The sequence below is a fragment of the Plantibacter sp. Mn2098 genome, from assembly GCF_049319745.1.
Lineage (GTDB): Bacteria > Actinomycetota > Actinomycetes > Actinomycetales > Microbacteriaceae > Plantibacter.
On sequence record NZ_JBMOUH010000001.1, the window covers coordinates 148,971 to 171,717 of the forward strand.

Annotated in this window: 22 protein-coding genes; 5 read left to right on the top strand and 17 right to left on the bottom strand. The window is 67.9% G+C overall.

What is annotated here, in order from left to right; all coding sequences use genetic code 11:
- Nucleotides 1-72 precede the first annotated feature (72 nt).
- From ACL9RL_RS00660 to ACL9RL_RS00670, 3 genes are all read right to left on the bottom strand, one after another.
- Nucleotides 73-1,809, bottom strand: a complete 1,737-nt coding sequence (locus ACL9RL_RS00660; RefSeq protein WP_422778278.1) for an amidohydrolase — start codon at nucleotides 1,807-1,809, stop codon at nucleotides 73-75.
- 94 nt (nucleotides 1,810-1,903) lie between these two features.
- The gene (locus ACL9RL_RS00665) at nucleotides 1,904-2,311 is read right to left on the bottom strand and encodes a hypothetical protein (protein ID WP_422778279.1); all 408 of its coding nucleotides are present in this window, start codon (nucleotides 2,309-2,311) and stop codon (nucleotides 1,904-1,906) included.
- Nucleotides 2,308-4,695: a choice-of-anchor A family protein gene (locus ACL9RL_RS00670; protein ID WP_422778280.1), complete on the bottom strand. Its 2,388-nt coding sequence runs from the start codon at nucleotides 4,693-4,695 to the stop codon at nucleotides 2,308-2,310. Before ACL9RL_RS00670 ends, ACL9RL_RS00665 begins: the two co-directional genes overlap by 4 nt.
- Before the next feature lie 195 nt (nucleotides 4,696-4,890).
- On the opposite strand from ACL9RL_RS00670, the gene ACL9RL_RS00675 reads away from it, so the two are divergent.
- Complete coding sequence (locus ACL9RL_RS00675) at nucleotides 4,891-5,490, top strand: GNAT family N-acetyltransferase (protein ID WP_422778281.1); 600 nt, start codon at nucleotides 4,891-4,893, stop codon at nucleotides 5,488-5,490.
- Nucleotides 5,491-5,524: 34 nt separating this feature from the next.
- Here ACL9RL_RS00675 and ACL9RL_RS00680 read toward each other — a convergent pair whose 3' ends face one another.
- Nucleotides 5,525-6,034: a GNAT family N-acetyltransferase gene (locus ACL9RL_RS00680; protein ID WP_422778282.1), complete on the bottom strand. Its 510-nt coding sequence runs from the start codon at nucleotides 6,032-6,034 to the stop codon at nucleotides 5,525-5,527.
- 30 nt (nucleotides 6,035-6,064) lie between these two features.
- Nucleotides 6,065-7,309, bottom strand: a complete 1,245-nt coding sequence (locus ACL9RL_RS00685; RefSeq protein ID WP_422778283.1) for an MFS transporter — start codon at nucleotides 7,307-7,309, stop codon at nucleotides 6,065-6,067.
- 162 nt (nucleotides 7,310-7,471) lie between these two features.
- Here ACL9RL_RS00685 and ACL9RL_RS00690 point away from each other — a divergent pair, with 162 nt between their 5' ends.
- A complete protein-coding gene (locus ACL9RL_RS00690) occupies nucleotides 7,472-8,125 on the top strand; it encodes a FadR/GntR family transcriptional regulator (RefSeq protein WP_422778284.1) in 654 nt (217 codons plus the stop codon).
- An 86-nt stretch (nucleotides 8,126-8,211) separates the two neighbouring features.
- Here ACL9RL_RS00690 and ACL9RL_RS00695 read toward each other — a convergent pair whose 3' ends face one another.
- The 3 genes from ACL9RL_RS00695 to ACL9RL_RS00705 are packed head-to-tail and all read right to left on the bottom strand — an operon-like array spanning nucleotide 8,212 to nucleotide 10,179.
- Entirely contained in the window at nucleotides 8,212-9,318 is a 1,107-nt protein-coding gene (locus ACL9RL_RS00695) for an alpha/beta hydrolase family esterase (protein ID WP_422778285.1), read from the bottom strand.
- A gap of 59 nt (nucleotides 9,319-9,377) precedes the next feature.
- Nucleotides 9,378-9,719: a hypothetical protein gene (locus tag ACL9RL_RS00700; protein WP_422778286.1), complete on the bottom strand. Its 342-nt coding sequence runs from the start codon at nucleotides 9,717-9,719 to the stop codon at nucleotides 9,378-9,380.
- A 4-nt stretch (nucleotides 9,720-9,723) separates the two neighbouring features.
- Nucleotides 9,724-10,179, bottom strand: a complete 456-nt coding sequence (locus ACL9RL_RS00705) for a prevent-host-death protein (RefSeq protein WP_422778287.1) — start codon at nucleotides 10,177-10,179, stop codon at nucleotides 9,724-9,726.
- A 278-nt stretch (nucleotides 10,180-10,457) separates the two neighbouring features.
- Here ACL9RL_RS00705 and ACL9RL_RS00710 point away from each other — a divergent pair, with 278 nt between their 5' ends.
- Both ACL9RL_RS00710 and ACL9RL_RS00715 read left to right on the top strand, forming a co-directional pair.
- Nucleotides 10,458-11,402 carry a pentapeptide repeat-containing protein gene (locus tag ACL9RL_RS00710; protein WP_422778288.1) on the top strand — a complete coding sequence of 315 codons (945 nt, stop codon included), beginning with the start codon at nucleotides 10,458-10,460 and terminating at the stop codon, nucleotides 11,400-11,402.
- Nucleotides 11,403-11,585: 183 nt separating this feature from the next.
- The gene (locus ACL9RL_RS00715; RefSeq protein ID WP_422778289.1) at nucleotides 11,586-12,524 is read left to right on the top strand and encodes a DUF1214 domain-containing protein; all 939 of its coding nucleotides are present in this window, start codon (nucleotides 11,586-11,588) and stop codon (nucleotides 12,522-12,524) included.
- A 70-nt stretch (nucleotides 12,525-12,594) separates the two neighbouring features.
- Here ACL9RL_RS00715 and ACL9RL_RS00720 read toward each other — a convergent pair whose 3' ends face one another.
- Entirely contained in the window at nucleotides 12,595-13,092 is a 498-nt protein-coding gene (locus ACL9RL_RS00720; RefSeq protein ID WP_422778290.1) for a MarR family winged helix-turn-helix transcriptional regulator, read from the bottom strand.
- Nucleotides 13,093-13,151: 59 nt separating this feature from the next.
- Here ACL9RL_RS00720 and ACL9RL_RS00725 point away from each other — a divergent pair, with 59 nt between their 5' ends.
- Nucleotides 13,152-14,480: an FAD-dependent oxidoreductase gene (locus tag ACL9RL_RS00725; RefSeq protein ID WP_422778291.1), complete on the top strand. Its 1,329-nt coding sequence runs from the start codon at nucleotides 13,152-13,154 to the stop codon at nucleotides 14,478-14,480.
- On the opposite strand, the gene ACL9RL_RS00730 is transcribed toward ACL9RL_RS00725, so the two are convergent.
- The 8 genes from ACL9RL_RS00730 to ACL9RL_RS00765 all read right to left on the bottom strand — a co-directional run bounded on the left by ACL9RL_RS00730 (nucleotide 14,449) and on the right by ACL9RL_RS00765 (nucleotide 22,646).
- Nucleotides 14,449-14,910: a cupin domain-containing protein gene (locus ACL9RL_RS00730; RefSeq protein ID WP_422778292.1), complete on the bottom strand. Its 462-nt coding sequence runs from the start codon at nucleotides 14,908-14,910 to the stop codon at nucleotides 14,449-14,451. The two genes, ACL9RL_RS00725 and ACL9RL_RS00730, sit on opposite strands and share 32 nt — an antisense overlap.
- Nucleotides 14,911-14,936: 26 nt before the next feature.
- The gene (locus ACL9RL_RS00735; RefSeq protein WP_422778293.1) at nucleotides 14,937-15,785 is read right to left on the bottom strand and encodes a cysteine hydrolase family protein; all 849 of its coding nucleotides are present in this window, start codon (nucleotides 15,783-15,785) and stop codon (nucleotides 14,937-14,939) included.
- The gene (locus tag ACL9RL_RS00740; protein ID WP_422778294.1) at nucleotides 15,782-16,591 is read right to left on the bottom strand and encodes a creatininase family protein; all 810 of its coding nucleotides are present in this window, start codon (nucleotides 16,589-16,591) and stop codon (nucleotides 15,782-15,784) included. Before ACL9RL_RS00740 ends, ACL9RL_RS00735 begins: the two co-directional genes overlap by 4 nt.
- Before the next feature lie 109 nt (nucleotides 16,592-16,700).
- On the bottom strand, nucleotides 16,701-17,669 hold the full coding sequence (locus ACL9RL_RS00745; protein ID WP_422778295.1) for an ABC transporter permease: 969 nt from the start codon (nucleotides 17,667-17,669) through the stop codon (nucleotides 16,701-16,703).
- A 2-nt stretch (nucleotides 17,670-17,671) separates the two neighbouring features.
- Nucleotides 17,672-18,499, bottom strand: a complete 828-nt coding sequence (locus tag ACL9RL_RS00750) for an ABC transporter ATP-binding protein (protein WP_422778296.1) — start codon at nucleotides 18,497-18,499, stop codon at nucleotides 17,672-17,674.
- A gap of 160 nt (nucleotides 18,500-18,659) precedes the next feature.
- Nucleotides 18,660-19,772, bottom strand: coding sequence for an ABC transporter substrate-binding protein (locus ACL9RL_RS00755; protein ID WP_422778297.1), 1,113 nt, complete (start codon nucleotides 19,770-19,772; stop codon nucleotides 18,660-18,662).
- 91 nt (nucleotides 19,773-19,863) lie between these two features.
- A complete protein-coding gene (locus ACL9RL_RS00760; protein WP_422778298.1) occupies nucleotides 19,864-21,438 on the bottom strand; it encodes an AtzH-like domain-containing protein in 1,575 nt (524 codons plus the stop codon).
- Complete coding sequence (locus ACL9RL_RS00765) at nucleotides 21,435-22,646, bottom strand: acetamidase/formamidase family protein (protein ID WP_422778299.1); 1,212 nt, start codon at nucleotides 22,644-22,646, stop codon at nucleotides 21,435-21,437. Before ACL9RL_RS00765 ends, ACL9RL_RS00760 begins: the two co-directional genes overlap by 4 nt.
- Between the last annotated feature and the right edge of the window lie 101 nt (nucleotides 22,647-22,747).

The window sequence follows — 22,747 nt, forward strand, 5'->3', positions numbered from 1 at the left end:
CGTGTAGCGGCAGGGGAGCGCAGGGTTGATGTGGGGCGCTGGGTTTGACGCGGGGCGCAGGGCGCGAGCGCCTCAGCTCGAGAACGCAGCGGTCCCGTCGATGTACGTCTCGTGGACCGTGATGCCGTCCCAGCCGGCCGGATCGCTCGTCCACGGGTCGGCGTCGACGACCGCGAAATCGGCACGCATGCCCACCCGGAGCGCACCCCGATCGTCGGCGTGGATCTGCCAGGCGGCGTGGGTCGTGATGGCCGCGAGCGCCTGCTCAGGGGTAGCGCACTCGTCCGGCCCGAGCACCGTCCCATCCGCTTCGAGTCTTCGCAGCACGGCGGTTTTCGCACTGTGCAAGGGCTGGACCTTGGTCACGTTGTAGTCGGAGTGGAGGCTGGGACGGAGCCCTGCACGGTACGCGGATGCGACGCGATCCAACCGTGCAGCGCGCTCCGGTCCGAGGATCGTGTCGCGGAACGCCGCGCCCCAGTAGTAGACGTGGTCCATCAGGAAGCTCGGCGAGATGCCGGCCGCCGCCATCCGGGCGAGCTGATCGTCGGTCGTGACCGAGGCGTGTTCGAAGCGGTGGCGCAGGCCCGTCGCCGTCCCCGGCAGGAGCTCCTCGGCGGCCTGCAGTGCGAATTCGACCGCCGCATCGCCGTTGGTGTGGATCATCAGCTGCCAGCCGTCGTCGAGTCCGGCCCGCATCACCTCGCGCAGGGACTCAGGCGTCCAGTTCGCGTGACCGCCGGTGTTCTCGCCGAGGTACGGCTGGGAGAAGTATCCGGAGCGGCCCTGGTTGGAACCGTCCGCCACGAGCTTCCAGGCATCGGCACGCACCATCTCGTCACCGCTGAACGGCGTCACTCCTGCGGCTTTCCATGCTGCGGCGACGTCGGCGGGAGTGGTGTGACCGGCGAGTGTCGAGAACTGCGCCGTCGACACCCGCACCGGCAGCCGCTGTGCACCGTTGAGCTGGTGCAGCATCGCGATCTCGCTGACGCCGGCGATCGTTCCGGTCATGCCCTCGCGCATCGAGGTGACGCCCTGCGAGGCGAACTCGGTCAGGATCTGTCGGATGCCGTTGCCGATGTCCGCGGCGTCGGGGCGGGGCAGGTTCGCCAACAGGAGCGAGACGGCGGGCGCTTCACCGACCGCACCCGTGAGGCGGCCGTCGATCTTCTGCAGCACACCACCGGTCGGCTCCGGGGTGCGATCGCTGATGCCGGCGGCCTCCAGCGCTGCACTGTTGCCGTACGCGAAGTGCATGGAGGCGTTCAGGACGACGACCGGTCGATCGGTCGAGACCCGGTCGAGGATGTCGCGGGTCAGCGGCGGTTCACCCGGGTAGAGGCTCGGGTCGAAGAGCTTCGCGAGCACGTACTGTCCGGGCTGCGTCTTCGCGGCGGCGAGCTTCAACGCGGCGACGACGTCGTCGAAGCGCGGGCAGACAACGTGCGAGACGTCGGTCCAGTCGAGTGTCAGGAGCGACACCCAGATGTGCGCATGGGGTTCGATCAGCCCGGGGATCACAACGCCGTCCGGCGCCACGGTTCTCGTCCCGGGGCCGGTGAGCCCGTCGACGTCTGCGAACGAACCGATGCCGATGATCCGGCCGCCCGAAACGGCCATCGCCTCAGCGGTGGGGGCTTCTGGGTCACCGGTGGCGATCCGGCCGACCACCAGCAGATCCGCCGTCGCACTTTGCGACTGATCGCCGACATGGTTCGCGGGTGTGATGGCCTCGCCGACGGAGGCGATGGTGGAATTGAGGTGGGCGCGGCTGGTGGGCGCACCGGCACAGCAGGCGTCGGACACGGGGTGCTCCTTCAGGGTTCTGTCGCAACGTGGTCACCGCCGCTGAACAGTTTCCAGTGGCGATGGCGACGATGTTACGGCTGCGATTCCCTGCTCAGGCGGGATGTTCGGGTGATGCGACAGCGACCCGCGACGATCCCCAGAGCGGCCGTGCGGTCATCACCACGAACGCCGCGAACAGGCTCTGCGTCACCACCCCGAAGAGCGAGAGTCCACCGATGGTGGAGAAGACGCTCCAGTTGATCGCGATGTCCGCCAGGATCACCGCGACGCCGAGGACGACGCCCGCACGCAACCGGAACCACAGGAGTGCGGCGACGAGCGGATCCAACAGCGTGAGCGACACCCAGAACAGGCGGATCGCGATCGGGAATCCGTCGTAGACGTTCGTCCCCGCGAGGACGAGATCGGCGACATGGGTCGTGGTGCCGATGAGGAACCCGCCGATCCACACGCCTCGTATGCCGCCGAGCAGGCGCGACGGCGACGATGCCTCGCTCAACCGATGATCCGTCGCCGACGCGCGACCAGCAGCACCAACAGACCCGCCAACACACCGGCACCCGCGAGCGAGGTCAGCTGCCAGACGTCCACCCCGGTGGATGAGAGCGTTCCCGTGCCGGTCGGCGGACTCACGGGCGGCACGGTGGGTGGCACGGTCGGCGGCACCGTGGTCGCGGTGTTCCGCAGACTCACCACGATCGTCGATCCGGCATGCACCGTCGCCGTGGACGCGACGACCCCGTCGACCGTCACCTCAGGGGTGCCCCAGGCGACGCCGTCGATGTGGGGGATCGACACCTCCGTGAACGTCACGACGGTCCCGTCCGGGATGTTCTGCGGACCTGCCACGACACTGCCGTCGGCCGGCAGCGCGAGCGAACCGGCGACCCCGCCTCCCTGGCCCTGATACGTGTATCGCAGCGTGAACACGGTGCCGGCCGGGACAGCCGCGGCACCGGTGCCGGTGATGGACTTCGACGCGGTGAATCCGCCGACGATGCTCGCGAAGCTGTTGGTGACGGTCACCGCCGTCGTCCCGATCGAATCCGCGCCGATGGTCACGGTCGACGGGCTGACGACCGAACCGGTCCAGCCGAACCCGCCGGCGAGATCACCCGGCCGGGTGTCCGGCTGTTCGGTCAGCACACACGTCGTGCCGACGGGGAAGGACAGCGTCGCTGTCGGATCACCCGTGGTCGGGCTTCCCGTCGCACCGGCTGCGACGGAGATCGTTCCGGAGGTCGATCCGGGAGCAGGTCCGGTGACGGGCGCGCCGTCCACGAACCCGTCGGCGTCGCAGGTCCAGTCCACATCGAACGTGCCAGTGCCGAGGTAGCCGCCGGCCGGACCGGACACCTGCTTCGTGACCGTGAACGTGCCGAGCAGGGTGTTCGTCACCTGCACCTCGACGGCTGTCGCGTCGTCGACCGTGAACGAATTCGACGCCGTCCCGTCGACGGTGACGACCGGGTCCGCCCAGGCGAGTGACCCGAGATCGGCGGGGGAGAACGTGCCGTCGCCGTTGTCAACGGTGACCTTGTTGGTGTTCTCGAGGATCTGGCACGTCGACCCGATCGGCAGACCGGAGAGCGTCTGGGACTCCCCAGCGGTCACGCCCCATCGCATGATGTACAGCGCGGGGTGCGGCGGCGCCTCACGGCAGAGGAACGTTCCGGTGAAGTGCAGCCTGTCGATCCCGGAGCCCGGGGTCAGCGTCTTGGAGACGGTGACACTGCCCACCTCGATGGCCGATGTCGTCGGATCGCACGGGAACTGCGCCGTCCACGGATAGTTGTGGTGCTCGGCGCCGGAACCCTGCAGATGGAAGTCGCCGCCGACGTAGATCCGACCGTTGGTGCTGGCCGTGGTCGTGAGATCGATCGCCGGGCCGAGGATGGATCCCAGGAACTGGCTGCTGCCGCCGATCGTGACCGAGGTGCTGCCCGTGAAGTTCCACAGCAGGTGCGAGGCGAGCTGGCCGAACGCGGGAGCAGTGAGATCGTCGGCCCGTGTGCCGTTCAGGGAGAAGTAGTCGGGGGCGATCGACACGGGTCCACCCGTCACGGTGACGGCGATCGATGCGTCCGCCGGGATGCCCGTGAAGAACAGCTCCGGTGTCGCAGGGAGGTCGGCGGCGGCGATCGTGAACTGTTGCAGCGCGGCCGTGCCATCGCCGACGAAGGCGACCGAGTTGCCGCTGACCGAGGTGGTCCCGGTCGGCGTCGCCGCTGCAAACGTCGTCGACACCGGCTGCATCGCCGTGGTGGGGAAGTCGACCCACGGTGCGATCGCCGCAGCACCCATGCCGGTCGTGACGCCGGCGTTGTTGGTGACGACGTCGTCGATGCTCGTGAGCGTGCCGCCGACGTTGACGGCGCCACCGGCGAGGGTTCCGCTGGCGTCCGTGACGTTGGCGCCGACGGAGACGCTCGCCGGCGGGACGACGGTCATGTCCGCACCGACAGCCAGCATGACGCTGCCCGGAGTCGGGACGATGCCGGAGCCGACACCGACCGAACCGATGTTGAACAGTGACGGCCGCGAGAATTCCGCAGACCCGACGACGACATGCAGGCCTTCGGACTCCGCGGCGTTCGGCTCGGCGAAGAAGTCGCCGCCGACGAACACGGAGACCGCGTTGTCGGTGAACGCGGGGAACCCGTTGTTGGGGTTGGGCATGTCGCCGGGGTCCGGGCAGGCCGGCGCTTGTGCGCGCGGTGCTGGTGCGGCAGGTGCAGGGGCGGCCAGTACAGGTGCAGCCGGTGCAGGTGCAGCCAGCGCCGGAGCGGCGCCGAGACCACCGATCCCCGCCGCCGCGATCCCGCCTGCTGCAACCGCGATGATCGCCGTGAACCGTCCCCGTGCACCGATTCTGCCGAGCATCCGCACCCTCCCGCGTATCATCCGACCCCACCCACGTTAGCGATCGCAGACAGGTGTCCGATAGTCGGAGATCGCGTCCGGTCGCGGTTCATCGTCCGGCGACTACACGAACGACGCGTCTACGATCGAATGGCTCAGAACATCGCGACATCCCGCCGGCGGGTGTCGCCCCAGCAGGAGTCAGGATCGGAACCGATGCCAGCCAACCGTGATGCAGCCAGCCGTGACACCACCAGCGGTGACACCGCCAACCGTGACATCACCAACCGCGACACAGCCAACATCGCGACGCCCGTCGGTGTGACCATCCGGGAAGCCGTTGCGGAGGACTGGCCGTTGATCTGGCCGTTCTTCTCCACCATCGTCGCCGCCGGAGAGACGTACGCGTTGCCGCAGGACCTCACGTCCGACGAGGCACGCGCGATCTGGATGCGAGAGCGCCCCGGCGCGACGTTCGTCGCAGTCGAGGGGACCGGCGGGACCGATGTGCTCGGCACGGCGAAGGTGATCCCGAACCAGGCCGGTCGGGGCTCGCACGTCGCGAACGGCGCGTTTATGATCAACCCGGCCAGTAGCGGACGCGGTGTCGGACGCGCTCTCGCGGCCCACGCCGTCGAGTGGGCGAGGGCAGCGGGATACCGGAGCATGCAGTTCAACTCCGTCGTCGAGACGAACACGGCAGCCGTCGCCCTGTGGACATCGATGGGGTTCCGCATCCTCGCCACCGTTCCCGAGGGCTTCGACCACCCCGTGCACGGACTCGTCGGCATCCATGTGATGCACAAGGTGCTGTAGCGGGGCTGCGAGCACCCGCGGCGCTCGCCGTCGCTCAGGCGTGCCGCTCGTCGCCGCCGCGCGTCAGACGGATGACGTCCACCGGGGTGCCGAGCAGCGTCCGCACGTGCTCGACGCCATCGGGGACGAACCCGTTGCGACGGTAGAACGACTGTGCCCGTCGGTTCGCCGCCGCCATCCACAGGTAGGCGCCCAGCCCGCCGACGGCGGCATCGAGGAGCTGTTGTCCTGCACCGCTGCCGTGGTGGGATGCGAGCACGTAGATGCCTTCGAGTTCGAGGTCGTGCGGACGGACCTCATCGCGACCGGTGCTCGATGAGGCCCATCCGACGATGTCGTCGCCAGCGGTCGCGACCCACACCCCGGTGGCGCCTGCCTCGATGATCTGCGACCACCGGTCCGCATACGCCTGCACATCGAGCCCCGCGAGCGCGGCTGCGGGAAGGATGCTCCCGTAGGTCTCGCGCCACCCCTGCACGTGGACGGCGGCGATCCCGTCGACGTCGCTTGCCACCGCCGGCCGTACGAGGTTCACGTCACTCATGTCGCAATGGTAGTCAGCGGTGTGCGAACCTCAGTTGCGCGTCGCCGTCGCGAGTCGCTTCGGGACGGGACGGGCCGCCGGGTCGCGGAGGAGGAGCGTCACGATGAGCGCCGCGACGAGGAGCGCCGTCATCGCGACGAACGCGGTCTGCAGGTTGGTCGCGTCCGCGAGGGTGCCCAGCAGGGGTGCGAGCAGTCCGCCGAGGGAGAGCGACAGCCCGAGCGTGACGCCGCTGGCGAGCCCGATGTGGTTGGGCAGGTACGTGTGCGAGAGCGTGATCTGCGGCGAGAACGGCAGGAACAGGGTCACTCCCAGGATGCCGGTGCCGATGATCGCGACGATCGGGGACGGTGCGAACACGATCACGGCCGTTGCGAGGACGGCGAGCGCGTAGCCGCCGCGGATCACCCGCAGGCGTCCGAATCGATCGGCGATGAACCCGCCGACGAGCGTGCCGATCGCACCCGCGGCCGGGAACACGGTGAGGGCGATCGACGCCTCGGCCGTCGAAACACCGAATCGTTGGATCTGGTACAGCGCGATGAACGAACTCGTCCCCACGTACGCGACCGACCAGCAGGCGAGCGCGAGTCCCATCACGCCGAATCCGCGCCAATCGTCGCGGAGCCGCGCCGGGTTCGTGGCTGCTGGTGCTGGCGTTGCTGCTGCCGCTGGCGTGGCTCCTGCTGTCGTCGCTGCTGTCATCGCCGCTGTCATCGCCCCTGCCTCCACGACCGTGCGCGGGCGAAGCAGATACGCGACACCGAGCGCAGCGGCCGGGACCATCAACCACGGTGTGGCGGAGAGCCCCCACACGCCGACGGTGAGCAGCACCGCTGCCGGTGCCAGCGCGACGCCGACGTTGCCGCCGACGGAGAAGACGGACATCGATCGGCTCGTCCCGCCGCCGTATTCGCGGGCGAGCACGGTGCCGGCCGGGTGATATGCGGCGACGCCGATGCCGGAGATCGCGATGGCGATCCAGGTGGCGGCGTAGCTCTCGGTGAACAGTCCGCTCACCGCGATGCCGATGCCGGCCGTGAGGAGACCGGCGAGCACCAGCCATCGCAAGCGGAACCGGTCGGTGAGGTACCCGAACACTGGCTGCGCGATACTGGAGAAGCTCGTTGCCGCCAGGGTGATTCCGGCGACCGCCGCGTAGTCGTAGTGGCGTTCGAGGATGAGGAACGGAAGGAGCGCCGCGACGGTGCCGGTGTAGAAGTCGGTTGCTGCGTGGGTGGCGGTCAGCACCCAGAGCCCAGCTCTGTTTTGCATGGTGTTCCTCGTGAGTATGGACTTCTGCATCGATGTCTGTGCAGATGTCTGTGTGCGTCTGCACGGTTGTCTGTGTGGGCATTCCGGTTCAATGGAATATCGTGAGTATACGCAACTCCTCAGACAAGTAGACAGGTCAAGATGATTTCGCAAGTTCCGCAGATGCCACTCGCGACCCGGGTCGCGGAAGAATTGTTGCGCCGGATCCAGGCCGGGGACTGGCCGCTCGGCCATCGCCTGCCGGGTGAGACGACGCTTGCCGCGCAGTTGGGGGTCGGCAGGTCAACCGTGCGCGAGGCCGTTCGCGAGCTCGCCGGCAAAGGTGTGCTCGCGGCCAGGCAGGGTGCCGGCGTGTATGTGACGGCCGTGGACGTCGACCAGAGTTGGGATGACGTGCTGCGGCTCGCGGAGGTCACCCTCGTGATCGAGGCTCGGACGGCGGTGGAGAGCGAGGCTGCGTATCTGGCAGCGCAGCGCAGGACCCCTGCGGACATCCGTCTTCTGCGGCAGACCCTGGCTGCGCGGGAGGGTGCCCGTGGTGTGATCGAGGACTATGTCGACACCGACACGGCGTTCCATCGTGCGGTTCTCGCCGCCGCCCACAACAGTGTGCTGCTCGAACTTTTCGACACCTTCGTGCCCAGGATCCGTCAGGCGATGATCGCGATGCTGCGGGCCAACCCGGCCCCGGCGGAGAGTGACGATGCGGGCCACGCGGGCCTCATCGAGGCGATCGTCGCGCACGATGCGGAGCTCGCCCGCACACTGAGTCGGGCGCACCTGTCCGAGTTGTCCGCGAATTTCGCGGCGCGGTAGGCCGCCGTCCCGCGTCGCAGGGTGCTCGTCAGCGACTCGGGACAACGCGTGTGCAGTGCAAGTGCAGCGCAGCGCCGTCCTGCCAATCAGGGCGTCGAGGGCTGCCCGTTCGAGCTGAGCTGCAACGGATGTGACGCGAAGAAGTCGAGCATGATGCTCGTCGCCGAGATGGTCTGGGTCGTTTTCCCCGGCCCGCTCGCGGATGCGGCTCCTGGCCAGGTGTGGCCGCCGCCATCGACGCGGTAGTGCACCAGCGCACCTCGGCCCTGACAGTCGGTCCAGGCCTGTCGGGTGACGTCGTCGCCGAGCTGAGCCGACAGTGGGCCGGCCTGCGGATCCGACGAGCAGCCATCGACCACGGCTCGTCCCGCCAGCCATGCGGAGATCCCCTGGTACCGGGTGCCATGACTCGTGCCGCCGGTGTAGTGGATCACCGGGTCCGCGGTGCCGTGGAAGTCGACGATCGGTGATGGCGTGCGGCTGGTGCAGCGCGCAGAGTCTGTTTCGTAGAAGGCGCCGGACACGATGCCGAACGCGGCGATCCGATGGGGGAGCGTGCACGCGAGCAGTGCGGTGAAGCCGCCGCCGTTGGACTTGCCGGCGGCGTAGATCCGATCGGGATCGATGCACAGCGTCGATTGCAGGTGTGTGATGAGGTCGGACACGAAGGCGACATCGTTGGTGCCCGACGCGTACGGCGCGCTCTCCCAGGAACGTCCGCCCTGCGATGACAGCCCGTTCGGATACGCGACGACGGCGTCGGACGCGGAGAATCCGGTGTATTTCGCCATTCCCGCCCCGTCTCCGCCGCGTGCATGGAAGGCGAGGATCAGGGGTGTCGGAGCATCGTTCCGGTAGTCGTCGGGGAGGTGGAGGACGTAGCTGCGCTTCTCTCCGCCGGACCTGATGGTGTCTGTGACGGCTTGGCCTGGTTGTGGCGTCGGGTCAGTTCTTGGTGTCTGACCTGGCGCTGCAGATGCACCGGTGCCGCATCCTGTCGACGGGACGGATTCGTCAGCGACGGCGGCCATCGAGGTTCCTCTCCCGCTCGACGGGGGCATGTCGGTGTGCGATCTGGTCCCTGCGTGCGCGTGGGTCTCGGCTGTGCTCGGAGCTGTTGTGCACCCACTGAGCACGGCTGCGGCAAGCATCCCCGCCGTCACGAGCACACCGATCCGACGTCCTGTTGCCATACTCGGCACGCTAAGTCATCCAGCATCCTGTTCGCTGTGCTCGTGCTGGGCAGCCTGAATCACTTGGTCTGGTCAGGATGCCGTGTGTGGACCTGTTCGAGGAACACGGTCCGGTCGACGACGTAGAACCAGATTCTGGCGTCGCCCTTCAAGGTGGGTTTGTGCTGCCACCGATCGTGTGCAAAACCGCCGCGATGCACCGTGCCGAGAGTGCCTCGCAGTCGATAGTTCGTCGGGGTCATGGTGCACGGGGTTCGGGTGAGGAAGTCCCACGCGTCCGCGAGCGGTCCTCGAATCGTGGCGCAGAGATCTCTCCAGCCACGTTGCGCATGGGTCGACGCGAAACGGACGCTGTACTCGGTCTTCTTGACCGGCCTCGGAACCTCTTCGGCTTTGGCCATGGGGCTATGGGCGCTCGACCACGATGCCGGTGTCGATCCAGTCGACTCGTCCAGTACCGAGACCGGCTGCGTTTGCGATGGCCGTTTCTCGCCAGGCGGTCAGCTCTGCGATGGCCAGATGGGCCTGATTCGTCGCAAACGATGCTCGCGCGGCGCGGAGGAGATCAGCTGCACACCGCTCCTGATCTTCGGTGCTCAACGCCAACATCCAGGTGAGCCGCTCCGCCATGCTCTCGGCGAGCGTGCCGCTCTCGCTGGTTGCCGCAGCAATGAGTTGCGCCGCGAGTTGGAGGAGCGATTCCCGAGCGTCTGCCTCCCGCTGCGACATCAGGACGAGTGCATCGCCATCACGACGCGTGACCTGGACGGGGTGATCCTCGGCCGCCGCAAAAACCATTCCGGAGTGTCGACTGAGATCCGACGAGTGGAACGACTTCTGGTGGAGCGGGGCGGCAGGCATACGCACACGCTATTTCCGAATACGTTCTGAAGTCAATGCGATCGTGTTGCTTCCCAGGATCCCGTGTGAGCGCATCGGCTCTCGTCCGCCGTGTGCGAGCGGCTATTCTGAACGCAGTGATACTTCTTTCTTCCTGGTGACCCAGCGTCACAGCAGCGACACCCGTTCGCCGCTCCTTCGTGCGGTGGTGATTTCGCGTGCCCTGGAAGGGAACTCCTGCTGGAGTTCCCTCGCATCCCGGCCGCACTTTGAACTCACTCCTGGAAGATCACATCCTCATGTCTGGAACGCATTCGTTCGACCCTGCTTCACCCTCCTTCGACCGGAAATCGCTGCGCGCCGACTGCAGTAATTGCTTCGCGTTGTGCTGCACGGCCTTCGGATTCAGCCGATCGGCGGACTTCCCCATCGACAAACCCGCCGGCTCACCGTGTCACAACCTGGCCGCCGACTTCTCCTGCACGATCCACGAAACGCTGCGTCCGAGAGGCTTCCGCGGATGCACCGTCTTCGACTGCTTCGGTGCAGGTCAGAACGTCTCCCAGAACCTCTTCAGCGGGATGAGCTGGCGAGCTGATCCGGACAGCAAGGCCGCGATGTTCGCCGCATTCGCCGCCGCCAGACAACTCCACGAGATGCTCTGGTACCTGGCCGAAGCCCGGACGCGGACCTTCGACCCTGACGCAGAGCTTCGCGCGCAAGAACTCAGCACGATGATCGAACTCGTCGTCGGAGGAGACGTGACGGGCCTTCTCGCTGTCGACGTGCAGGAGGTGCGTGCCCGAGTGCGGGAGGTGCTCATCGACGTCAGCGAGGAGGTGCGCGCCGGGTACGGTGCGGGGGACGACGATCGTGCCGGAAATGGCCGCGATGCCGGGAGCGACCACCGTGCCGGGAACGACCGCGGTTCCGGGAGCCATGACGCTGCCATCCACCACGACACCGCGCTCCACCCCGACGCAGACCTGATGGGCAAGGACCTCCGCTCGCTGCGACTGTGTGGTGCGGATCTCCGTGGCGCGTACCTCATCGGCGCGGATCTGCGCGGTTGCGACCTGTCTGGCGCTGACCTTCTCGGCGCAGATCTGCGAGATGCGCGTCTTGACGGTGCAGCCCTGTCCTTGGCGCTGTACGTCACGCAACCACAGCTCAACGCTGCGCGCGGCACCGCTCTGACGTCGCTACCGAAGGATCTGGAGATGCCGTCCCACTGGCTGGACTGACAGCGAGATCCGGGGCGACCCAGTCCGGCTGGGGCCGGGTCGCCCCTGCAGGAGTGCTCGGCGGCTACTGTCGATCTGTGGACTGCCGATGCGCGATCAGGAGCGTCTGCGCCAGCACGTCGGCGACCCACCCGCAGCACGGAAATACTGTTCCGCACGCGGCCGACGTGCCAGACTTGCGCCGTGAGCATTCCTGTCAACACCGACAACTTCGTCCGCGCCGAGACCGATCGGATGTTCGCCGATCTGCAACGCGAAAGCGGCGGCGTGAACCGCTTCTTCCACAGCAGGCTCCCCGCCGCGATCGACAAGCAGACCGTCATCCGGATGAACCGCGACACGCTCTACAGCATGGCGATCGTCGACATCTCCCAGGGCGCCAGCTTCACGATCCCCGACCACGGCGACCGCTACCTGTCGGTGATGGTCGTCAACGAGGACCACTACATCAACGCGATCTACCACGACGCGGGCGAATACACCCTGACGGTCGACGAGCACACCACGCCGTACGTGGCCCTGGCCGTACGCATCCTCGTGGACCCGACCGATGATGTCGATCTCGCCGAGGTCGCGGCGATCCAGGACGGCTTCCAGCTCGATGCCGCCTCCGCCCGCGAGTTCGAGATGCCCGACTACGAGGAGACGAGTTTCACCCGCACCCGCGACGCGGTGCTCGTGCTGGCCGGCGGCCTCACCAACTACGATCGCGCATTCGGGCGTCCAGCGGGCGTCGAACCGATCCGCCACCTGCTCGGCACCGCTGCCGGCTGGGGCGGACTGCCGAGCGTCGAAGCGACCTACATCGGCGCTGCGCCGACGGGCAGCACCACCGGGTACGAACTCGTCGTGCGCGACGTCCCGGTCGACGGCTTCTGGTCGGTGTCGGTGTACAACGCCGACGGCTTCTTCGAACTGAACGACCGCGACGCCTACACGGTCAACAGTGTGACGGCGGCACGGGAAGCGGACGGTTCGGTCGTGGTGCACTTCGGTGACGGCGACGCCCCGAACACGATCCCGACCCCCGAAGGCTGGAGCTACGTCGTCCGCCTGTACCGCCCTCGCCCCGAGATCCTCGACGGCACGTGGACGTTCCCGGAGGCGACGCCCGCGTCCTGAGGCGATGCCACGTCCGCGGAGCGGCTCAGCCGGGCGCATCTGAACCGAGCGCGTCTCAGCTGAGTGCGTCTCAGCTGAGTGCGTCTGAGCTGAGCACGTCCATCGCTTTCAGCCGTTGCGCGTGCTTCTCCTGGAGCGCGGTCGCCCGGATCAAGAACTGTTCCACGATGCCCAACTCGTCATCCGTGAAATGGGCGGTCACGTCCGTGTAGCTCTCCTCGATCATCGGCCCGACCATCGCCCAGGAGCGTTGCGCGGCTTCCGCCGTCGCGCGGACGATGACCTTCCGTCGATCCTGGGGGTGGCGCTCCCTGGTCACGTATCCGGCCCGCTCAAGACGGTCGAGCATCGTGGTGACGCTCCCGGTGGTCAGATTGAGTCGGTCGGCGATGAGGCGAGGCGTGAACTCGACGTCCGGCTCGGTGATCAGCGCCTCCAGGCATCGCAGATCGGTGGAGTTCACGCCGAGGAGGCGTGCGCATTCCCGGTCGAAATCGTCGACGGCTGCCTGATATCCCTGCACCACGCGGCCGACGGAATCGACCCGCTCACTCAAGTCGCTTGACATTCAAGCTATCTCCCGCTCATGATTGTTTGACAATCAAGAGATTACAGGAGTGGACCAGAATGACCAAGGTACTCATCATCGGAGGGGGCATCGCCGGACCGACGCTCGCCGTGGCGCTGACGAAGATCGGCCTGGAGGTCGAACTGTTCGAGGCGCAGCCGGCCGATGCGCCACAGCGCGGGTCGTGGCTCAACTTCCAAGCCAACGGACTGGATGCGCTCCGCTCGATCGGCGTCGGCCACTGGGTCGAAGAACTCGGCTACCCGGTCGAGACCATGAGTTTCATCAACGGGCGAGGCAAGGAGCTCGGACGGATGCCGATGGCGTTCCGCCGCCCGGACGGCCTCAGCTCGCGGATGGTTCCCCGGGCCGAGCTGTTCACCGCTCTGGCGGAGATGGCGCGGCATCACGGTGTGACCGTTCACCACAACAAGCGTCTCGCGAGCGCCCGGAACACGGACACCGGTGTGGTGGCCCGTTTCGAGGACGGTACGGAAGCGACCGGCGACCTGTTGGTCGGGGCGGACGGTATCCACTCGACGGTCCGTCGGATCATCGACCCGGCGGCCCCGGCTCCGCGGTACGTCCCCGTGCTGAACGCCGGCGAATACATCCCGGACTTCTCGGTGCCGGCCGATCCGCACGACTTCCGGATGCAGTTCGGCACACGCGCCTTCTTCGCCTGGATGAACACCGACGACGGCGGCGCCGTTTGGTTCGCGAACCCGCCGATGAAGCAGGAGCCGGCGAAGGGTGTGCTGTCCGGCATGACCGATGCCGACTGGCGACGGTGGCTGCACGAACTGATGGACGGCGACACCGGTCCGGCCGCACGGATCATCGATGCCACCCCAGGGCCCATCCACGGGTTCACGACCTACGACATGCCGGTCGTGCGGCGGTGGCACGACGGGTCACGCATGATCATCATCGGGGACGCCGCCCACGCGACCTCGCCTGCTGCCGGGCAGGGGGCATCGATGTCGCTCGAGGACGCGGTGATCCTCGCGAAATGTCTGCGGGACTGCCCGTCCACGGCCTCCGCGTTCACCACCTACGAGTCGTTGCGGCGTGAACGGGTGGAGAAGATCGTCGAGAACGGACACCGGTCGTCGAGTGACAAGGCCGCCGGTCCGATCATGCGTGTCCTTCGCGATGCGATCCTGCCGGGGAAGTTCCGGGCCGCTGCGAAGGACGGCGGCGCATCGATGATGTGGTTGCAGGGGCACCACATCGACTTCGAGGAGCGGGTCGTGCCCGCGACCGGGGAGCCGGACTCCCGAGGACTCGGTGCCCGGCGACTCGGTGCTCGACGACTATGCGACTCGACGACTACGCGACTCGATGCCTCGCGACTCAGCGCCCGGCGATTGCGGCCAGTCCCGTGAAGATGGCCGCCTTGTCGGCCGCGTCGAGCACCTCGGGGGTCCCGGTCGTCACGAGGTCTTCGAAACCCTTCTCCATGGAGCCGAGATCGTTCGCCATGATCGTCACGGCATAGAGCCGTTCGGTCGTCGAGGTGTTCTCGATGTGGTGGACCGATCCGCTCGGGAGGACGAGGACGTCGCCGGCTCGCACATCGACGGTGTGTTCGTCGCTCACCGCACGGCCCACGCCGTTCAGGAAGATGAAGATCTCCACGGAATCGGGGTGGCTGTTGTCCGGCTGCACACCCTGCGGGTCCCAGATCTCGAAGAACACACTCGTCGGAGAGCCCTCGGAGGGTCCGGTGAGGTGCGCGAGCTTGACCGTGTCGCCGGGAGCGATGCGGTGTGTGGTGAGGTCGTCGATGTGCTTGAGGATGGGTGCTTCAGTCATGGTCGTGCTCCTGGGTACGGGGTCGGTCAGTGGGGGTCGGTCGGTAGGGTCAGACAGTCAGTGGGTACGTCGATCAGCGGCGCAGACGCATCGAACGCGGCGGCGACGGCATCGGGAGTCGTGGTGAACCCGAAGCATTGACGGACGTTGTAGAGCGTGGCGTCGAGACAGAACGCAGGTGACGTCGTCGCAGACGCCTCCTCGACGAGCACGACGTCGTAGCCGAGACACGCGGCATCGGTGAGCGTCGCAAGCACGCACTGGTCGGCGTTCACACCGGCGAACAGCACGGTGTCCACACGCAACTGCCGGAGGATGCTGTCGAGCGGGGTGTCGAAGAATCCGCTCATCCTGAACTTGTCGACGTGCAGGTCGTCGTCCGCGACGTCGAGGCCGTCGACGATCGCCGCACCCCAGCTGCCGGCACGGAGGACGGCGTCGCTCGCGGCGACGCGATCGCCGATGCCCCCACCGGAGCCGTCCGGATCGTAGACGTGGGTGACGTTCGGCGGCAGATTGGCGAGGTCCGCGCGATTGCCCCAGTTGAGCCAGACGACCGGGACGCCCGCTGTGCGGAGGAGGGGGAGGAGTCGCACCAGGTGCGGAATCGCGGCCGCGGCTGCCGTCGTGTCGACGCCGATCGAATCCAGCCAGCCTCCTCTGGTGCAGAAATCGTTCTGCATGTCGATCACGATGATCGCCGTCCGGTCGGGGTCCAGGGTCAGTCGCTGGGGGCGTGCGTCGAGGTGGATGCCGGTGCGCTGAGACGCACCTGCCGGGGCACCTGCCAGACCGCTTGCCGGGGCGCCCGCCGGACCGCGCAGGTCGACATGGTCGGGAGACAGGGCCCAAGCGCGTCGTTGTGGTGCGTTCATCGGAGCACGGCCGATGCCGTCGGTGCGCCGAGTGTGGGGAAGGAGAACGCCTTGATCTCGAGGAACGCCTCCGCGAGGGATTGAGCCTGGTGCGCGACGATCCGTCGGCCGTCCTCGAGTGTTGCGGCCGGTGCGTTGCCGAGCACGCCCGAGAGGGAGACGTCGTCGGTCACCCACGCGGTCGGGACCGCCCCTTCGAGACTCAGGTGCCTGCTGGAGGCGTAGAGGTCGCCGAGGATCGCACCGTCGTCGATCGCGAGTTCCATGTGCACGAGTTCCGGTGCGAGGGCCCACACGACGGACGTCTCGATCTGACCGCCGTGGATGCCGTAGTGCTCGTCGACCGTGTCGATGCCGTCCGGCAGGCCGAATCGACCCGGCATGGTCGGGAACACTTCGAGCCCGGTCTCGACGCGGATGTCGCGAGCGACGACGTCGAGCAATCCCGGCTGACCGCCGTGGCCGTTCACGAAGACCAGCTTGCGGAACCCGGAGGCGGCGAGTGATCGGCCGAGATCGAGGCAGGTCGACATGAGGGTCTGGGCCGACATCGTGATCGTGCCAGGGCGGCCGAGGTGCTCGGTCGACTTCCCGTAGTGCAGCGTCGGCAGTTGCCACACGTTGCCGTCGTTCGGGAGGAGCGCGATCGCGCGTTCGGTCATCAGTTCCGCGACCAGCGCGTCGGTGATGAGCGGCAGGTGCGGACCGTGTTGCTCGACCGCGCCGATAGGTTGCACGACCACGGCATCGCGTTTGTCGATCGCTGCGACGTCTGCCGTGGTGAGGTGGGCGAGGAGGTGCGTCATCGTGGCCTTCCGGATGGCTGAACAGGCTGGGGCTAGGGCTAGGGCTAGGGCTGGGAGCGGGGCTGGGTCTGGATCTTGAGCTGGACTGCGGCTGGATCTCCGTCTGGCGCTACTCTTCGGCCGGCATGGCCGACTCGTGCCACCGCTTGAGCAGCAGGCTCTCGATCGTTGCAACCGCTCCGAAGAGGACGAGCGAGACGACACTCGCGAGCAGGACCGCGACGAAGAGTTCCGGCGTCCTCAGCTGCGTCGCGTTCAGGGTGATGACGTAGCCCAGGCCGCCCTGTCCACCGCCGATGCCCGCGACGAACTCGCCGACGATCGCACCGATGACACTCGACCCGCTTGCGATGCGCAGGCCGGTCAGGATCTGCGGGAGCGCGGCGGGCACCCGCAGGGAGAAGAGCTGGACACGAGGCGGGGCTCCCGCCATCCGGTACAGCTGGACGAGGTTCCGATCGGTCGACTTCAAGCCCTGCAGGGTGTTCGCGGCGACGGGGAACACGGCGATCATGGCTGCGACGAAGACGTTCGTGGTCATGCCAGAGCCGAACCAGACGACGAAGAGGGGCGCGACGGCCACGATCGGAATGGTCTGGAGGAGCACGAGGTACGGGTACAGCCCGCGTTCGGCGACGGCCCACCTCGCCATCACGAGTGCGGCCAGGAAACCGCTGACGGCGGCGAGCACAAACCCGAGGAGCGCCTCCTGGAAGGTCACGAATGCCGACGGCAGCATCGGGACGGCCCCGGTGACCACGGCGTTCAGCACGTCGACCGGCCCGGGGAGGAGGTAGGAGGGCAACCCGTAGACGACGATGACGAGCTGCCAGAGGATGACGCCGAGCACGGCGGCGGCGATGGGCGGGAGCACGTAGCGACGCCAGAACTCGCCGCGCGTGCGCTGGCGGGTCGGCCGCTTCTGGACCTGACGGGGATCGGGGCGTCGCGGTGTGCCCGCTTCCGGTGTGCTCGCGTTCGGTGTGTTCGCGTCCGATGCGCTCGTGTTCGATGCGCTCGCCGCAACGCCGGTCGTGTGCGGGGCGCCGCTTCCCGCCCGGTTCGAGATGATGGTCATGATCATGCCTCCGAGAGCAGTTCGGATACGACGGCGGCCGTCGCCGCGAGGGCGTCGAGGTCGCGAGGTGCGTCATCCAGGGTGGGTGGACTGGGCGAGTCGATGACCCTGGCGATCCTGCCCGGGCGCGCGGCCATCACCACGATCCGATGTCCGAGCGTGACCGCCTCGCTGATCGAGTGGGTGATGAACATCGCGCCGAACGCGTTCAGCCGCCAGAGTCGCAGGAGTTCCATCTGCATGTTGGCCCGGGTGAACTCGTCGAGCGCAGCGAACGGCTCGTCCATCATCATGAGCTCGGGAGCGCTCGTGATGGCGCGAGCGAGCGAGACGCGCATCTTCATGCCGCCGGACAGTTGCCTGGGCAGGGAGCGTTCGAATGCGCCGAGGCCGACGGCTTCGATGGCGGCGGTCGCCGCGGCCGATCTCGTCGCCTTGTCGACGCCCTTGAGCTTGGCGACGAGCTCCACGTTGCTTCTGACCGATCGCCAGGCCAGGAGGGTCGGGTCCTGGAAGACGTACGCGAGCTGTTCGGTGGTCCGGACGAGCTCGCCTCCGCTCACGGAACTGAGGCCGGCGGCCATGCGGATGACGGTCGTCTTGCCGCAACCGGAGGGGCCGACGATCGTGACGATCTCACCGGCGGCGACGCTGAGATCGAACGGCGCGACGGCTTGGAACCCGTTGTCGTACGTCTTCTGCACCTGACGGAACTCGATCACGGGGGTGTTCGAGCGAGGCGCACGCCCGGCGGTGGGGTCCGCGGGGATCCGGGCGACCGCTGCTGTTGTGAGCGGTGCATCGGTCGTGGGGTCGGTGATGGCGGTCATCGGAGGCTCCGATCGTTGTCCTGCGGGTGGAGGTGTCGCGGTGGTGTCGCGGTGGTGTTGCCGTGGTGTTGCGGTGGTGACCGATGCTGCGCCGTCGGGGGCGGGCGACGCAGCATCGGAGCGGTTGGCCGTGCCGACCGTTCAGGTCAGCACGATCGGATCAGTACGATCCGGCCGGCGCGGCGGGCAGATCCGTCGGCGCGGCGACCTTCGGCAGCAGCGTCGCGTCGAACAGGTCGGCGGGGTTGATCTTCTTCGTGAGCACACCGAGCTTCGTGAGCTGATCGACGAGGGTCGTCCATCGTTCGGAGCTCATGGCGCCGAGCTGGGCTCCGCCGTCGCCATCGGTGAGGAAGGTCCGCTGCTTGTCCCACGCGTACCAGAGGGAATCGGACGTCTGTTCGCTGTTCGCTTTCAGGAGCGCGGCGTTCGTCGACGTCGCGACATCCGTCTTGCCCATGTAGTCCGACCAGCCCTGCATGGACGCGGCGAGGAAGCCCTTCACCGTGTCCGGGTGCTCCGACAGGAACTTCTTCGAGGTGAAGATCACGTCGTTGTAGGGGTTGTATCCGGCGGACGCGTAGCTGAAGAACGTGGTGTCCACGCCGGCCTTCTTGGCCTGGTAGACCTCATTCGTCGACCAGCCCTGCTGCACGAGCGAGTCGTCGGCGAGGAAGTTGGCGATCGATCCCTGGTACGCCTGCGTGGTGAACGTCAGGCCCTTCTCCTTGGCCATGTAGTCGGCGGCGGTGTTACCCGTCTGGACGACCCAGGTGTGGTTCTGCATGTCGTCGAAGGAGGTCATGCCGCTGTCGGCATGCACCATCACGCCGACGGGGTTCGTCTGGTAGAGCGCAGCGACGGCGACGATCGGGATGCCTTCCTGCTGCGCCAGGGCGATGCTCGGGGCGTCGGCGATGCCGATGTCCGCGCGACCGGAGGCGACGATCGTCGTGCCGGACACGTTCGGGCCTCCCTGCTGGATCGAGACGGCGAGCTTGTGGTCGGTGTACAGGCCTTCGGTGTCCGCCGCGTAGTAGCCGCCGCTCTCCGAGTTGGCGTACCAGCCGAGGACGAGCTTCACGGGCGCCGGTCCACCGGCGGTGTCCGCGGACGCGCCGGAGGAGCAGGCGCTCAGCGCGGTGGCCGCGACGACGGCGATGGCCGCTGCGGCGATGGCGCGGCGTCGGACGGATGCGGGCATCCGGGGGGAGCGGGGTGCGGTGCTGGTGGCGGTGCTGGGGCTAGTGCTGGTGCTGGTGGTGCGATCCATTGGGGTCTCCGTGGGGGTCGGGGTGGTCGGCCGGGCAGCTGGTGCAGGGGTGGTTCGGGTGGTGCTGATGGGGTGTAGCGGATGGGTGAGGTCATGGGCCGAGGCGGTCCGTCAGTCGTCTGGTCGAGGCGATGAGCGCGACGTCCGTGTTCGGGGCGCCGATGAAGCACACACCCGATGGCAGTCCGTCGACGGAGTCGAGTGGGGCGGAGACCGCTGGCACACCGGCGATCGATGCGAGGCAGGTCAGCCGAAGGGTCCCTCCGCGGTCGTGGTCGATCTGCTCCGGCGAGGCGTCGAGCGCCGCAGCCGGTGCGGCGGTCGACGGCAGGAGCAGGATGCGTCCGGAGAGGAACGATCTGATGGTCGACCTCGCGGCGTCGATGATCGTGCGCGCCGCATCGTGCTCGGCCCGGCTGATGGCGGATGCGTCGGCGAACCGGCCGGCGACATCGGCGTCCAGCGCGCCGGGGTGCGCGTCGATCCAGTCGCCGTGCACCGACCACGCCTCGAACGCCTGGACCGTGCGGAACGCGTGGAACCATTCCTCCAGAAGCGCAGCCGTCACGGGCGTTCCGTCGCCGCAGGTCAACGGCACGGAGACGGCTCCGAGCGCATCGGCGGTTGCGATGAAGGCATCGCGGACGCCGGTGCTCGCGAGATCGGTGAGGGTGTCGACGATCACGAGCTGTGGAGCCGTGGTGCCGGAGGAATCACCGGTCGCAGTCTCCGGGACGAGGACGTCGGCGACGCGTGCCAGCGTCTCGACGTCGCGGGTGATCCAACCCACCGTGTCGAAGCTCGGCGCGAGCGCGAGCACACCGCTGCGGTCGACGATGCCGTGTGTGGTCCTGATGCCCCAGAGGCCCTGATGCGCTGCCGGCACGCGGATCGAACCGGCGGTGTCGGTGCCGAGTCCGATGCTTGCCCATCCCCTCGCCACTGCGACGGACGGACCACTTGTGGATCCGCCCGGGATGCGGCCCGGAGCTGCGACGTTGTCCGGAGTCCCGTATCGGGAGTTGGTGCCGGCGATGCTGTACGCGAACTGATCGGTCTGAGCGATGCCGGTCACCTCCGCCCCGTGGGACAGGAGCACCCCGACCGCCGGCGCCGTTGTGGCCTCCGGCGGAGCGGAGGCCGCGAACTCGGGCACACCGGCTCCGATCCGCTGCCCCTCGACCGCGAACAGATCCTTGACGGCGACGGTCTCGCCGTCCAGCGCTCCTGAGCCGGTCGGGGCGACGAGCGGTGTGCCGACGATGCGCCAGACCGATCGGTCGATCGGCTGCTGGGGTGCGGTCACGTGCGCCGCGTCGATCGTCCACGCGTCGTCGCGTCGTCGCCAGAGTTGCGTCTGCAGGCCGGCGGCGCCCGTGCGGGACGCGACCTCGGCGACCACGAGTGCTGCAGTCGGGTCGATGACGCGGACGTGCACGAGCTGCACCGTTCGGGTGGGGACCGTGGATCGGCTGGCCCGGAAGCGCGCGATGGCGGCGTGTCCGACGAGCGTGGCCGTCCCGTCGCCGCGAAGTGTCGTGTCGGCATCGGTGAAGCGTGCGTCGAGGGCCGTGACGTCGTTGGCCAGCAACGCTCGGTCGTACTCCCAGAAGGCCTCCATGAGGCCGGCCGGCGTGCCGTCCGACGAGACCGGTGCGCCCGTCATCGTGCCGCCTCCACGATCTGTCGCGCGAGCGCCGTCACACCGGCGTTCGGGAAGTCGGAGATCCGGACCCGTCCGTGCACGCCCTTGACCACGTCGACCGCCTGCGACACGGAGAAGTCCGCGGCGGCACTCAGGTACAGGTAGGCGAGCTTGCGGTCCATCCCGAACAGGGCGACGACCAGCTCGACCGCGTTCGCCGTGCAACGTCGCATCGCCAGGTCGAGGCTCTCACTGAGACCGGTCGGGATGACGAAGCCGTGGGCTGCGGCGAACGGGCCGACGACCGCGCCGAGTTCGGCGCGTGCGGCGCTCGCCGGAATGAGGTCGATCGTGAGCGTCGCCCGCAACGGGGCTTCGAGTGCGGTCAGTGCGACCTCTCCGTCACCCTGGGCGTAGTGCGGATCGCCGAGGTAGAGCCCCGCTCCTGCGACCTGGACGGGCAGGTAGAGCGTGCTTCCCGCGGTCAGCGGAGCGATGTCGAGATTGCCGCCGAACGGGCCGGGCGGCACCGAGTGCAGTCGGGTGCGCTGATCCGCGGTCACCCCGATGATGCCGAGGAACGGTGCGAGGGGAAACGTCACGGTCTCGGGCGATCCGGGGTTCAGGGGGAGCGATCCCGTCCATCCGCCCGCACGAGGGTCGACCGTCGTGAAGGCGCTGTAGGTGCCGCCGGTCCCGTTCAGGCCGTTGAGCACACCGTGTCCGTGCCTCGTGCTGATGACGCCGTACGGGGCCCGCATGTCGAGCGCGTCGATCCGGATCGCGAGGAGATCGCCCGGCAGCGCGCCTCGGACGTGGATGGGCCCCGTGACGATGTGCGGGCCGTCGTCCGTCCCCCTGGTCACGCCGTGAGCGATCGCGATCGCATCGTCGAGCACGTCGGAGGCGGCGACGCCGTGGGAGCCGAAGTAGCGCAGCGGATCGGAACCCTGGTCGGGCATCATCCCCTCGTGGCTGACGGTGTCGACGACGATCGTCTCTCCCGCGTCGATCTGGAGCACGGCCGGGTCCGTCGGAGCCGGCAGCCGACCCCAGAGGACCGTGCCCGGCTGCGACGGCAGGTAGGCGCCCTTCGAGCTCAGGCGGTCGCCGGAGTGCAACGGGGCGACCGGTGCAGTTGCCGATGCGGTTGCCGATGCGGTGGCCGGCGCGGCTGCCGATGCAGCTGCGGATGCAGTGGCCGGTGCGGCGGTGAGTGATGCGCTCATGAGTCCCTGGGTGACGATGTCGGAGGATCTGGTGTGGTGCGTTCGTCGCGGTGTGGTGCTTCCGATGCGGTGTCAGAATTGGTCTGACCACCGGACTGGTG

Bases quoted from the DNA above. Each gene is read 5' to 3' on its own strand.
- ACL9RL_RS00670 (WP_422778280.1), bottom strand. From the start codon at position 4,695: ATGCTCGGCAGAATCGGTGCACGGGGACGGTTCACGGCGATCATCGCG.
- ACL9RL_RS00675 (WP_422778281.1), top strand. From the start codon at position 4,891: ATGCCAGCCAACCGTGATGCAGCCAGCCGTGACACCACCAGCGGTGAC.
- ACL9RL_RS00680 (WP_422778282.1), bottom strand. From the start codon at position 6,034: ATGAGTGACGTGAACCTCGTACGGCCGGCGGTGGCAAGCGACGTCGAC.
- ACL9RL_RS00685 (WP_422778283.1), bottom strand. From the start codon at position 7,309: ATGCAAAACAGAGCTGGGCTCTGGGTGCTGACCGCCACCCACGCAGCA.
- ACL9RL_RS00690 (WP_422778284.1), top strand. From the start codon at position 7,472: ATGCCACTCGCGACCCGGGTCGCGGAAGAATTGTTGCGCCGGATCCAG.
- ACL9RL_RS00695 (WP_422778285.1), bottom strand. From the start codon at position 9,318: ATGGCAACAGGACGTCGGATCGGTGTGCTCGTGACGGCGGGGATGCTT.
- ACL9RL_RS00700 (WP_422778286.1), bottom strand. From the start codon at position 9,719: ATGGCCAAAGCCGAAGAGGTTCCGAGGCCGGTCAAGAAGACCGAGTAC.
- ACL9RL_RS00705 (WP_422778287.1), bottom strand. From the start codon at position 10,179: ATGCCTGCCGCCCCGCTCCACCAGAAGTCGTTCCACTCGTCGGATCTC.
- ACL9RL_RS00710 (WP_422778288.1), top strand. From the start codon at position 10,458: ATGTCTGGAACGCATTCGTTCGACCCTGCTTCACCCTCCTTCGACCGG.
- ACL9RL_RS00720 (WP_422778290.1), bottom strand. From the start codon at position 13,092: ATGTCAAGCGACTTGAGTGAGCGGGTCGATTCCGTCGGCCGCGTGGTG.
- ACL9RL_RS00725 (WP_422778291.1), top strand. From the start codon at position 13,152: ATGACCAAGGTACTCATCATCGGAGGGGGCATCGCCGGACCGACGCTC.
- ACL9RL_RS00730 (WP_422778292.1), bottom strand. From the start codon at position 14,910: ATGACTGAAGCACCCATCCTCAAGCACATCGACGACCTCACCACACAC.
- ACL9RL_RS00735 (WP_422778293.1), bottom strand. From the start codon at position 15,785: ATGAACGCACCACAACGACGCGCTTGGGCCCTGTCTCCCGACCATGTC.
- ACL9RL_RS00740 (WP_422778294.1), bottom strand. From the start codon at position 16,591: ATGACGCACCTCCTCGCCCACCTCACCACGGCAGACGTCGCAGCGATC.
- ACL9RL_RS00745 (WP_422778295.1), bottom strand. From the start codon at position 17,669: ATGACCATCATCTCGAACCGGGCGGGAAGCGGCGCCCCGCACACGACC.
- ACL9RL_RS00750 (WP_422778296.1), bottom strand. From the start codon at position 18,499: ATGACCGCCATCACCGACCCCACGACCGATGCACCGCTCACAACAGCA.
- ACL9RL_RS00755 (WP_422778297.1), bottom strand. From the start codon at position 19,772: ATGGATCGCACCACCAGCACCAGCACTAGCCCCAGCACCGCCACCAGC.
- ACL9RL_RS00760 (WP_422778298.1), bottom strand. From the start codon at position 21,438: ATGACGGGCGCACCGGTCTCGTCGGACGGCACGCCGGCCGGCCTCATG.
- ACL9RL_RS00765 (WP_422778299.1), bottom strand. From the start codon at position 22,646: ATGAGCGCATCACTCACCGCCGCACCGGCCACTGCATCCGCAGCTGCA.